Genomic DNA, 11,910 nt, shown 5'->3' with positions numbered 1-11,910 from the left:
TGGGAGGAAGTATATTTGACCCAGAAATTCGGGCTGTCAGTCGCTCTTGCGACGCCGTTCGACAGCAACGGTGATATTGCGATCGATGCGATGATCGTGCAGGCCCGGCGAAGCCTTGCTGCCGGATGTTCCAGCGTAACCCTGTTCGGAACGACGGGTGAAGGCTCCTCCATCGGAAGCCGGGAACGTGACCGAGTCTTCGCGGCCTTCCTCGATGCCGGGATCACGGCAAAGAACATCATCGTCGGTGTGCTGGTCGATGCCGCCGAGGATGCGGCGATTCAGGCGGATTATGCTCTTTCCCAGGGCGTTCGCAATATCCTGCTTGCCCCGCCGTCCTATTTCAAGAATGTCAGCGACGACGGTGTCTTCCAGTGGTTTTCGGCCGTCTTCGCCATGTTGGGAGACAAGGCGCGTGATATCATCGTCTACAATCTTCCTTCGCTCACCATGGTGCCGCTGAGCGTTTCGCTGATCGGCCGGCTGCGGACGGCCTTCCCCAATATCGTGACAGGCGTCAAGGATTCGTCCGGCGACTGGCCGTATACCGAAAGCCTGCTCAAGGCGCATAGCGATCTCATTATCCTGGTGGGCGATGAACGCCATCTCGCCAGGGGCGTGCGGCTCGGCGGCCAGGGGGCGATCTCCGGCATGGCGAATTTTGTCCCCCGCGACGTCAAGCTGATGGCCGAAGAAGGCAAGGACGATCCCCGCATCGAGGGTTTCGTGGCCGAACTGCTGAAATATCCTGTTGTCCCGGCCGTGAAAGCCATGGTGGCGCACGTGGCGTCGGAAGAGATCTGGCTTGCGGTGCGCCCGCCGCTCGCGTCAATATCCGCCGAAGGGCAGGCGCAGCTGGCCCTTGCTTTCGATCGTCTTTTCCAGTCGAAAGCGGCATAGGTCAGGCATGTTTCGGGAAGAGGCGATGGACGAAACGGACGAGCAGCCGACACTGCGGGAAAAGGCGTATGCGAGCTTCACGCGCCATCTTCTTGCGCGTGACGTGCGTCCCGGCCAGTTCGTTTCCCAGCGCCGTCTGGTGGAACTGACGGGACTGACGCTCGGCGCCATCCGCGAACTCATCCCCAGGCTTGAAGCCGAAGGGCTGATCAAGACCGTGCCGCAGCGGGGTTTGCAGATCGCCCATATCGATCTCAACCTTATTCGTGAGGCGTTCCAGTTGCGCGTCTTCCTGGAGAAGGAGGCTGTGGCGCTCTTCACCCGGTCTGCGTCGGACGAGACGATCGCCGGGCTTTTGAAGCAGCATCGCGATATAGCCGATGCGATCCGGAGCGGCGATGCATCGCACGAATTGGAAGTGCACGCGCAGGCCGTCGACTGGGGCATGCATGACGCCTTTATCGATGCGCTTGGCAATACCATCATTTCGAACGCCTACCGCGTCAACTCAATCAAGATGCGCCTGATCAGTCAGGATCGGTTCCGCATCGAGGGTCACGTCGGGCCCGTCATGGACGAGCACCTGAAAGTGCTCGAGGCGATCGAACGACGATCGGCGGAAGACGCCGTCAACAGCCTTGTCGCACACATCAACGGTGCAAGGGATCGTGCGCTGAGGATATAATCGGGAATAATCAGCCGGAGGTGAGGAGACCGCCGGCAATAGGAGGAGGAATCACATGCCATCTATTTTGAATCCGACGCGGAGAGGCTTTCTGGCGGGGACGGCCGCGCTCGGGGCCGGCAGCATGCTCGGCATGCGCTCGGCATTTGCCGCGGTCGACTGGAAGCGCTTCGCCGGCAGCACGCTCGAAGTCAACCTGGTCAAGAGCCCGCGCAGCGAAATACTTCTGAAGTACCTGTCCGAATTCGAGGCGCTCACCGGCATCAAGGTCAATGCCGAAGCGACGCCCGAACAGCAGCAGCGCCAGAAGACGACGATCGAACTCAGCTCCGGCAAACCGAGCTTCGACGTTGTGCACATGAGCTATCATGTGCAGAAGCGGCAGTTCGAAAAGGGCGGCTGGCTTGCCGATATCAGCGGCTTCCTTAAGGACCCCTCGCTGACCGACCCATCGCTGACGGAGGGCGATTTCGCCGAAGCAGGCCTCGCCTTCGCCAAGGACGCCGGCGGCGTTCTGCGTTCTCTTCCCTTTTCGGTCGATTACTGGATCATCTACTGGAACAAGACGCTGTTCGAAAAGAAGGGGCTTGCCTATCCCTCGAGCTTCGAAGAGCTGGCAAGTGCTGCGGAAGCACTGACCGATCCCTCCACCAATACCTACGGTTTCGTTGCCCGCGGCCTGAAGAACGCCAATACGCCGGTCTGGACGTCGCTGCTGCTCGGCTATGGTTCGAGCCCGCTCGGCCCTGATGGCAAGCTGCGCACGACATCGCCGGAAGCGATCGATGCGGCCAAGCTTTACCAGAGACTGATGACCAAGACCGCCCCTCCCGGCGTCTCCGGCTTCAACTGGGCCGAGGCACAGTCGGCCTTCCTGCAGGGCAAGATCGGCATGTGGCTGGATGGCGTCGGCTTTGCGCCGCCGATCGAGAATCCGGAAAAATCGCGCGTCGTCGGCCAGGTTGGTTACGGCATCATGCCGAAAGGCCCGAAGGCACAGGCCGCCGGCACCTTCGGCGACGGTCTTGGCGTCGTCGCGGCAAGCCAGAAAAAGGAAGCCGCCTACCTCTTCTGCCAATGGGCGATTTCGCATGAGATGGGCGCACGCCTGCTGCAAGCCGGCGCCGGCGTTCCTTTCCGCCAGTCCGTGCTCGAGGATGCGAAGGTCCGGGAAGGCGTCAAGATGCCGGCCGCATGGCTGGATGCGGTCGTCGGTTCCGGCAAGATCTCGCAGCTCGCGCTGCCGGTCATCATTCCGGTCACCGAGTTCCGCGACATCTATGGCGTCGGTCTCACCAACATGATCGGCGGCGCCGATCCTGAAACCGAGCTCAAGGCCGCGACGGCGCAATTCGAACCCGTCCTGGCGAAAAGCGAGGGATAATGGCCTCGGCAAGCATCGAAACATCAACAGCGGCCAAGGCGTCGAAAGGAGGGAGCAAACCAGATCGGTTTGCTCCCAACTACTGGCCCTTCGTCATCCCGGCGCTCATCGTCATCTCAGCCGTGATCGTCTTTCCATGGGTGTTTACGATATGGATGAGCGTCAACAGCTGGACGCTCGGCCAATCGCAGGTGTTTGCGGGGCTGGACAATTACCTGCGCCTCGCCGTCGACATGCGCTTCTGGGAGTCGCTCTGGCATACGGTGCTCTATACGACGCTCTCCGTGGTGGTTCCGCTTTTCCTGGGGACGCTCGCCGCGCTGATCTTCGATGCTCAATTCCCGCTGCGCGGTCTCATTCGAGGCATATTCGTGATGCCGATGATGGCGACCCCGGTCGCCATCGCGCTCGTCTGGACGATGATGTACCATCCGCAGCTCGGCGTGCTCAACTATCTCCTCTCCTTCGTCGGCATCGGCCCGCAGGAATGGATCTACAATCAGAGCAGCGTCATCCCCTCGCTGGTTCTGGTCGAAAGCTGGCAATGGACGCCGCTCGTCATGCTGATCGTGCTCGGCGGCTTGGCGGCGGTGCCGCGCGAGCCTTATGAAAGTGCCGAGATCGACGGCGCCAATGTCTGGCAGAAATTCCGCTATCTGACGCTGCCGATGATCGCCCCGTTCTTGATGATCGCCGTGATCATCCGCAGCATCGACGCGGTGAAAAGCTTCGACATCATCTATGCCATGACCCAGGGCGGCCCCGGCACGGCGTCGGAAACGATCAACATCTATCTCTACAACACCGCTTTCGCCTATTACGATATCGGCTATGGCTCGGCCATGGCGGTGGTCTTCTTCATCCTCATCGTCCTGCTCTCCTTTGTCCTCATGATGGTCCGGCAGCGCGTGAACTGGTCCGACGGGGAGGCACGCTGATGAAGCGCAAAACGCTCGATCGCATCGGGCTGCTGTTCGTTGCAGTGGTGATGATCTCGCCGGTCGTCCTGTTCTTCCTCTGGATGATCTCGCTATCGCTGAAATATGAGATCGACAACGGCGCCTATCCGCCGATCTTCATCCCGGAGCGTTTCGCCTGGTCGAACTATCTGAAGGTCTTCGAGGAGAACAACTTCTTCCTCTATCTCTGGAATTCGGTGCTGGTGACGGGTGCGGCCACGCTTCTGGCGCTCCTGATCGGCGTGCCCGCCGGTTATGGCATCGCCCGCCTGAAGGCGGAGAAATCGGCGATGGTCATCATGATCGCGCGCATGACGCCGGGTCTTTCGTTCCTGATCCCGCTCTTCCTGCTGTTCCAGTGGCTGAACCTGCTCGGTACGCTCCTGCCGCAGATCATCATCCATCTCGTGGTCACCGTGCCGATCGTCGTCTGGATCATGATCGGTTATTTCGAGACGACGCCGATGGAGCTGGAAGAGGCTGCAAGCATCGACGGCGCCACACCTTGGCAGGTTTTCCGCCTGGTTGCCTTGCCGATCGCCAAGCCCGGCATCGTCGTCGCCTTCATCCTGTCGGTCATCTTCTCCTGGAACAATTTCGTCTTCGGCATTGTGCTCGCCAGCCGCGAGACGCGCACGCTTCCGGTCGCCGTCTACAACATGCTGTCGTTCGAACAGGTCAGCTGGGGACCGCTGGCCGCCGCCGCCTTGATCGTCACCTTGCCGGTGCTGATATTGACGGTGTTTGCGCAACGGCAGATCGTCGCCGGGCTGACGGCCGGCGCCGTCAAGTAAGCGGGTGAGACGACGGTTTTGAGGGTTTCTTCTGCTTTCGACCCGCCCGCCGGTCCGGCGCGCAGCGTTTTGTGTGTCGGCGCTGCGGTTCTGGACACGCTGTTTCGCGTGCGTTCGTTACCGACCGGCCAGGGCAAAATTCTGCCCTACGATATGCTGCAGGTCGCCGAGGGCATGGCGTCGAGCGCCGCCTTTGCCGTCGCACGGCTGGGTGGCGATGCCAGCCTCTGGGGTGCGGTCGGCGATGATGCCACCGGCGACCGGATCATTGCCGAGCTCAGCGAGAGCGGCATAGATACGAGCGGTATGGTGCGTGTGGCAGGCGCCCGTTCGGCCGTCTCGACGATCCTTGTCGATGATCAGGGCGAGCGCCTGATTGTGCCCTTCTACGATGCGGGCCTGCACGACACGGTCAAACCGGTCACGAAGCAGGAGCTTTCTGCTTTCGATGCGGTGCTGGTCGACGTCCGGTGGCCCAAGCTTGCGCTGCGGACGCTGTCGGCAGCTGTAGAGGCGGGCAAACCGGCCATTCTCGATGGCGACGTTGCGGGCGAGGGCGTGATCGAGATGCTTGCACCGGCCGCCAGCCACATCGTGTTCTCACAGCCGGCCGCCGAGCGCCTTACCGGAACGGCCGAGCCGGTCAGAGCCGTCGGCCTTCTGAAACGAAACTTCGAGCATGCCTTCATCAGCGTTACAGCAGGCGAAAACGGCTGCTTCTGGTTCGATGACGCAACCGGCGAGATCTTCCATCTTGCCGCTCCGAAGGTGAGGACCGTCGATACGCTCGCAGCAGGCGATATCTTCCATGGCGCTTTTGCGCTGGCTATCGCGGAAGGTTTGCCGATCGTAGAGACGATGCGCCTGTCATCCATGGCGGCAGCACTCAAATGCCAGGTGTTCGGTGGACGTATCGGTGCCCCCGCCAGAGCCGAGGTCTGCGATGCTCTGCGGAAATGGAACGTTGGGTGACAATCGGGGGCAGGCAGATCGGAGAAGCGATCCGGCCGGGCGATGAGTCCAGTTCCTCTCCGCTTACTCCCAAGTGGTCGAGGACGATGCCGACGTCCGCCGATGCGCGTCGCATGAATCAAGTTTGATGCCACGCGGACAGGTTGCTCAGTCAGCGCGGCGCAGTACTTTCCCGCAGGATCAGCTCGACCGGCCACAATTCGTGGATATCGTCTGCGGCGCGCCCAGCGATCAGTTGCAGTGTTAGCTCGGCGCAACGTGCGCCCGCAGCACGCATGGAGGATCGCGTGCTCGAGAGCGACGGAACCATATTCTCAGCCGTCAGATAGGGGAAGACGTCGTCATGGGCGATCACGGAAACATCTTGGCCCACCGTCATTCCAAGCGAACGGACGGCACGGTAGACACCAAGCGCTGTCATGGTGGAACCGGCAACGATGGCGGTCGGGGCATTGGCGCTCTCCAGAAATGAGCGGGCATGGCGAAAGCCGCTCTCGTCGGAGAATTTATCGCAGACCATCAGGTTGGGATCCGCCGCCAGCCCGCGCTCCTGATGGGCTATCCGAAAACCCTGTTCGCGATGGATGGAGTAGGTCTTGCCCCGCAGTCCGTTGATCATGCCAATGCGCCGGTGCCCGAGATCGAGCAGGTGTTCGGTGGATCTGCGCACGGCATTTTCATTGTCGATATCGAGCCACGCGTGAACGTGCTCCGTCTCCGAGCGGCCGTGTACCAGGAAAGGCAGGCCCAAGCTGTTCAGCATCTCGATGCGCGGGTCCCTGGGGCGAGGCGAATGGATGATCACTGCATCCACCCGGCGGCTTTCGACCAGGCGTCGGTAGGCCTGTATCTCATCGTCGTCATTGTGCGCGGTAATGGGCGTGATGAGAATGTCCGTATCGGCCGTTTCCAGGCGCTGCGCCATCCCCGCCATGAATTCAGCGAAATGGATTTCTCCTGAGCGCCCCATCATCACGCCTATCGCTCCAGCTCGCCCGGTCTTTAGCCGCACGGCATTGATATCGGGGCGATAGCCAAGCCGCATTGCTTCGCTCGCAACCCGGGCGCGCGTGGCTTCGCTCACCTCGGGATAGCCACTGAGCGCACGGCTGACTGTCGTCGGAGAGAGCCCAAGCTGCTTTGCAAATTCACGAAGTTTCATCGGATGTCTTCTTTGTCCCGGCAATCAATGGACGAAGCGTTGGCGATGCGCAACGGACAAGTGTCAATTCGATCAAAATTGAAAGCGATTTCAATTTATTGCTCTGAATGCCTGCCTGTGAAGACCGGAAAATGCGGCCTTAACTTGGTAACGTAGCTACTTTTCCACTGAAATACAACTAATAGATGCTGTCCTTGGTGGCTTGACGCCGCTGAAACCTTCTGCGATGTTCCGTTCGCCAAATCGATTTCAATTTCTGGGAGGAGATTATGAAAAAGTTTGCTCTGGCCTTGTCCGTGCTTGGCCTCGCCATCGCTGCCGGCCCAATCCATGCGGCCGAAATTTCGTTTGCCGCGAACACCACGGGGAAAAACGTCGAATTTCTTCGCAAGCAGCTTGCGATTTTTGAGAAAGACACCGGCAATCAGGTCAAGCTCGTCACCATGCCGTCATCGAGCAGCGAGCAGTTCTCGCAATATCGCTTGTGGCTTGCGGCAGGAAACAAGGACATCGACGTCTATCAGACCGACGTCATCTGGGCGCCGCAGCTTGCCGACCAGTTCATTGATCTCAAGGAAGCCACCAAAGACGTGGTCGGCCAGTTCTTCCCGTCGATCGTTGCCTCGCAGACGGTCAATGGCCGGCTCGTGGCGCTGCCGTTGTTTACCGATGCTCCGGCGCTGTTTTACCGAAAGGACCTGCTTGAGAAATACGGCAAGCAGCCGCCGAAGACCTGGGACGAGATGGCCGCAACCGCCAAGGAGATTCAGGATAAGGAACGCCAGGCCGGACAGAAGGACCTCTGGGGCTACGTCTTCCAAGGCAATTCCTATGAAGGGCTTACCTGCAATGGACTGGAATGGGTGAAGTCGTCGGGCGGCGGCCAGATCGTCGAGCCGGACGGGACGATCTCGATCAATAACGAGAAGGCGGCAGCAGCGCTTGAACGGGCCAAGGGCTGGATCGGCACGATCTCGCCGCCCGGCGTGCTCGCCTATCAGGAAGAAGAATCGCGCGGCGTCTGGCAAACCGGAAACGCCGTCTTCATGCGCAACTGGCCCTATGCCTATTCCCTCGGCAACGGTGCCGACAGCGCCGTGAAAGGCAAGTTCGACGTGATGACGCTGCCGGTTGCGGCCGTCGGCGATAAGCCGTCTTCGACACTTGGCGGCTGGAACCTGGCAGTGTCGAAATATTCCGAAAAACAGGATGCAGCCATCGCGCTCGTAAAATTCCTGGCGTCGAAAGACGTTCAAAAGGCTCGCGCCATCGAACTGTCCAATCTGCCGACACTGACCGACCTTTATGACGACAAGGATGTTGCCGCCGCGCAGCCCTTCATGCCGAACTGGAAACCCATTTTTCAGGACGCGGTGCCACGCCCTTCGGCGACGGCCAAGGTAAAGTACAATGAGGTGTCCTCGAAGTTCTGGACGGCAGTGCACAATACCTTGTCCGGCAGCGGCTCAGCTGCCGAGAACCTCGAGCTTCTCGAAGCCGACCTGACGACCCTCAAAGGCGACGCTTGGTGAGTATCCGACCGGCGGCTGTCAGGCCGCCGGTCCGGTCTTCGGACGAGCTAACGAGGGATAGACGTTTCATGAGCGAAATCGTAATTCCACAAGCAGTCAAGCCCAGGGTTTCCCATTTCAGAGCCTCCACGGAACTGCGGTCCGAGCGCATTCGATCGGCATGGATGTTTCTGGCGCCGACGCTGTTGATCCTGGCAATCGTCGCTGGCTGGCCGCTGTTCAGAACGATCTATTTCAGTTTTACGAATGCGTCGCTGAACGACCTTGGCAATGCGCGGTTCGTCGGCTTTGACAATTATTTGTCGTGGGTGACACTGAAGAGCGGAAGGACCGTCTATCGAGGGCTGCTTGCCGATCCGGTCTGGTGGAATGCCGTCTGGAACACTGCAAAGTTTACCGTCCTTTCGGTGGTGATCGAGACCGTGCTCGGGCTGATCGTCGCCTTGGTGCTGAACGCACGGTTCGTCGGGCGTGGGATCGTACGGGCCGCAATCCTCATTCCTTGGGCGATCCCAACCATCGTCTCAGCAAAGATGTGGGCCTGGATGCTCAATGATCAGTTCGGCATTCTGAACGATATTCTGCTCGGCTTTGGTCTTATCAGCGAGAAGATTGCCTGGACCGCCAATCTGGAAACGGCGATGATTGCAGTGCTGATCGTCGATGTCTGGAAGACGACGCCCTTCATGGCGCTTCTGATTCTTGCGGGACTACAGATGGTTCCGGGAGACATCTATGAGGCTGCCAAGATCGACGGCGTCAATCCGGTCAAGGTTTTCTGGCGTCTGACGCTGCCGCTGATCCGACCGGCTATCATGGTTGCCGTGATCTTCCGGATGCTGGATGCGATGCGCATCTTCGACCTGATCTATGTTCTGACGCCCAACAATGCGCAGACGAAGACCATGTCGGTCATGGCGCGCGAGAACCTGTTCGACTTCGACAAGTTCGCCTACGGCGCCACCGCGTCGACGGTGCTTTTCCTCATCATTGCCTCCGTCACCGTCCTTTATATCTGGCTCGGTCGCGTCAGGCTCGGCGGGGAGGAACGTTGATGCTGCTTTCGATCGCCAAGAATACGCTCTTCTACCTGCTCGTCACAATCATCGTCATCATTGCGGTATTTCCGTTCTACTATGCAATCCTCACGAGCCTGAAGACCGGCACGGCCCTTTTCAAAGTCGATTATTGGCCGACCTCGATTTCCTTCGGCAACTACACTTCCGTGATGGGCCAGGGCGGTTTCGTCCGCAGTCTGGCGAATTCCGCGATGATCGCCTGTGTCGTGGTTTCAGCATCGCTGCTCCTTTCGATCACCGCTTCCTTCGCTTTGGCCCGGGTGCACTTCCGCGGCCGGGCACTGTTGATGTTGACCATCCTCTCGGTGTCGATGTTTCCGCAAATTGCCGTTCTTGCCGGCCTCTTCGAACTCATCCGCTGGATCGGCATCTTCAACACGCCTTTCGCGCTGATTTTTTCCTACATGATCTTCACGCTCCCCTTCACCGTCTGGGTGCTGACGACCTTCATGCGCGAATTGCCGATCGAGATCGAGGAGGCGGCAATCGTCGATGGCGCCTCACCATGGGTCATCATCACCCAGGTGTTCATGCCGTTGATGTGGCCGGCGCTGGTGACGACCGGACTGCTCGCCTTCATCACCGCCTGGAACGAGTTTCTTTTTGCGCTGACGTTTACATCGTCGGATACGCAGCGAACCGTCCCGGTTGCGATCGCCCTGCTTTCGGGCAACAGCGAATTCGAGATCCCCTGGGGCAACATCATGGCGGCTTCGGTGATCGTCACCGTGCCGGTTGTCGTGCTTGTTTTGATATTCCAGCGCCGGATCATTTCTGGGCTGACCGCCGGCGGCGTCAAGGGTTGAGGGAGTAGGACATGGCAGAAATCCGACTGGAGAATATCCGCAAGAGCTTCGGCGCTTTCGAGGTGATCAAGGGCGTAACGATGGACATCCGCAGGGGCGAGTTCATGGTGTTCGTGGGGCCGTCGGGATGCGGCAAGTCTACGCTGCTGCGGCTCATCTCCGGTCTCGAGGACATCACCTCGGGAACCCTCTCCTTCGACAGCCAGACCGTGAACCGGTACGCGCCGTCCAAGAGAGGGATCGCCATGGTGTTCCAGTCCTACGCGCTCTACCCGCATATGACGGTCTTCGACAACATGGCTTTCGGCATGAAACTTTCCGGGAGCACCAGAGAGGAATGCCGCCGGCGCGTTGAACATGCCGCCGGCATGCTGCAGCTCTCACCCTACTTGGATCGCCTGCCTCGACAGCTTTCCGGCGGACAGCGTCAGCGCGTCGCAATCGGCCGGGCGATCGTACGCGATCCCAAGGTCTTTCTGTTCGACGAGCCGCTGTCCAACCTCGATGCGGCGCTTCGCGTCGCGACGAGGCTGGAAATCGCAAAGCTTCATCGCAGCATGCACGGCACCACGATGATTTATGTGACGCATGATCAGGTCGAGGCCATGACGCTGGCGGATCGGATCTGCGTGTTGAGGGATGGCGTCGTCGAGCAGATCGGCACGCCGCTCGAACTTTACGAAAGCCCGAATTCGGTCTTCGTCGCCGGCTTCATCGGTTCGCCAAAAATGAACTTCTTGTCGGGCGGTCTGGCACAACCCTATGACAGCCATACGATCGGTGTGCGCGCGGAGCATGTTCGCATCACGGTCGAGCCGCCGGTTTGGACCGGCACGGTCATCCATTCGGAAATCCTCGGCTCGGATAGCTTCGTCTATGTGGATATCGGGGCGGATGAGCCGCTCATCGTGCGGGAGGCGGGCGTCTCTCGTCATGAGCCGGGTCAGGTGCTGGGCCTTGCGCCGCTTGCCGGTCATGTCCACCGTTTCGACCGGTCTGGCCGGGCTCTGGAGCGGGTAATAATGCAGGCCGCCTGATCTTCCGAGGGTCGGTGTTCCCAACAAGACCCGATCCATTCAACTACCAGGAGTGAACGACGTGACTATCCGCACCATCGTCTGGGGTGAAAACATCCACGAGAATACCAATGAAATCGTCCGGGCGATCTATCCCGAAGGCATGCATGCGACGATCGCCAACGCGCTGAATACAGATCCCGCTATCTCGGCGACGACGGCGACGCTGCAGGAGCCGGAACACGGCCTCAGCGAAGCCCGCCTTGCCGAAACCGACGTCTTGACCTGGTGGGGCCACAAGGACCACGGCGCGGTCTCCGACGTCGTCGTCGAGCGTGTTGCCAAGCGCGTCTGGGAGGGCATGGGCCTGCTCGTGCTGCATTCCGGCCATTTCTCCAAGATCTTCAAGCGGCTGATGGGTACGCCCTGCGCGCTGAAATGGCGCGAGGCGGGCGAGCGCGAGCGTCTGTGGACGATCAATCAGCGCCATCCGATCGCCGCCGGCATCGGCGAGCATTTCGAGCTTGAGAACGAAGAAATGTACGGTGAGCAGTTCTCGGTGCCGGAGCCGCTCGAAACGGTGTTCATCTCCTGGTTCCAGGGCGGCGAAGTGTTCCGCTC

At 59.9% G+C, this 11,910-nt stretch carries 12 protein-coding genes; 11 read left to right on the top strand and 1 reads right to left on the bottom strand.

Annotation, left to right across the window (positions count from 1 at the left end; genetic code table 11):
- Positions 1-15: 15 nt before the first annotated feature.
- The 6 genes from CO667_RS12030 to CO667_RS12005 are packed head-to-tail and all read left to right on the top strand — an operon-like array spanning position 16 to position 5,694.
- A complete protein-coding gene (locus tag CO667_RS12030) occupies positions 16-900 on the top strand; it encodes a dihydrodipicolinate synthase family protein (protein WP_097618586.1) in 885 nt (294 codons plus the stop codon).
- 7 nt (positions 901-907) lie between these two features.
- Entirely contained in the window at positions 908-1,585 is a 678-nt protein-coding gene (locus CO667_RS12025) for a GntR family transcriptional regulator (RefSeq protein WP_179874123.1), read from the top strand.
- A gap of 55 nt (positions 1,586-1,640) precedes the next feature.
- The gene (locus CO667_RS12020) at positions 1,641-2,969 is read left to right on the top strand and encodes a sugar ABC transporter substrate-binding protein (RefSeq protein ID WP_097618584.1); all 1,329 of its coding nucleotides are present in this window, start codon (positions 1,641-1,643) and stop codon (positions 2,967-2,969) included.
- Entirely contained in the window at positions 2,969-3,907 is a 939-nt protein-coding gene (locus tag CO667_RS12015) for a sugar ABC transporter permease (protein ID WP_097618583.1), read from the top strand. Before CO667_RS12020 ends, CO667_RS12015 begins: the two co-directional genes overlap by 1 nt.
- Complete coding sequence (locus tag CO667_RS12010; protein WP_097618582.1) at positions 3,907-4,722, top strand: carbohydrate ABC transporter permease; 816 nt, start codon at positions 3,907-3,909, stop codon at positions 4,720-4,722. Before CO667_RS12015 ends, CO667_RS12010 begins: the two co-directional genes overlap by 1 nt.
- A gap of 18 nt (positions 4,723-4,740) precedes the next feature.
- A complete protein-coding gene (locus CO667_RS12005; RefSeq protein WP_097618581.1) occupies positions 4,741-5,694 on the top strand; it encodes a sugar kinase in 954 nt (317 codons plus the stop codon).
- A 151-nt stretch (positions 5,695-5,845) separates the two neighbouring features.
- Here the strand turns inward: CO667_RS12005 and CO667_RS12000 are convergent, their stop codons facing one another.
- Positions 5,846-6,856 (bottom strand): substrate-binding domain-containing protein, encoded by a 1,011-nt coding sequence (locus CO667_RS12000; protein WP_097618580.1) that lies wholly within the window; start codon positions 6,854-6,856, stop codon positions 5,846-5,848.
- Between the two features lie 269 nt (positions 6,857-7,125).
- Here CO667_RS12000 and CO667_RS11995 point away from each other — a divergent pair, with 269 nt between their 5' ends.
- The 5 genes from CO667_RS11995 to CO667_RS11975 form a co-directional block, all read left to right on the top strand.
- A complete protein-coding gene (locus CO667_RS11995; RefSeq protein WP_097618579.1) occupies positions 7,126-8,388 on the top strand; it encodes an ABC transporter substrate-binding protein in 1,263 nt (420 codons plus the stop codon).
- Positions 8,389-8,456: 68 nt separating this feature from the next.
- Complete coding sequence (locus tag CO667_RS11990) at positions 8,457-9,443, top strand: sugar ABC transporter permease (protein WP_097618578.1); 987 nt, start codon at positions 8,457-8,459, stop codon at positions 9,441-9,443.
- On the top strand, positions 9,443-10,273 hold the full coding sequence (locus CO667_RS11985) for a carbohydrate ABC transporter permease (RefSeq protein ID WP_003550173.1): 831 nt from the start codon (positions 9,443-9,445) through the stop codon (positions 10,271-10,273). The genes CO667_RS11990 and CO667_RS11985 overlap by 1 nt, the downstream gene beginning before the upstream one ends.
- 11 nt (positions 10,274-10,284) lie before the next feature.
- On the top strand, positions 10,285-11,310 hold the full coding sequence (locus CO667_RS11980) for an ATP-binding cassette domain-containing protein (RefSeq protein WP_097618577.1): 1,026 nt from the start codon (positions 10,285-10,287) through the stop codon (positions 11,308-11,310).
- Positions 11,311-11,371: 61 nt separating this feature from the next.
- Positions 11,372-11,910 (top strand): ThuA domain-containing protein (locus CO667_RS11975; RefSeq protein ID WP_097618576.1); only part of this gene is annotated, 539 nt, incomplete at its 3' end.

This window comes from Rhizobium sp. L43, from assembly GCF_002531725.1.
Lineage (GTDB): Bacteria > Pseudomonadota > Alphaproteobacteria > Rhizobiales > Rhizobiaceae > Rhizobium.
The sequence above is the reverse complement of the archived record's forward strand: the minus strand, read 5'-3'. Positions and strand labels throughout refer to the sequence as shown.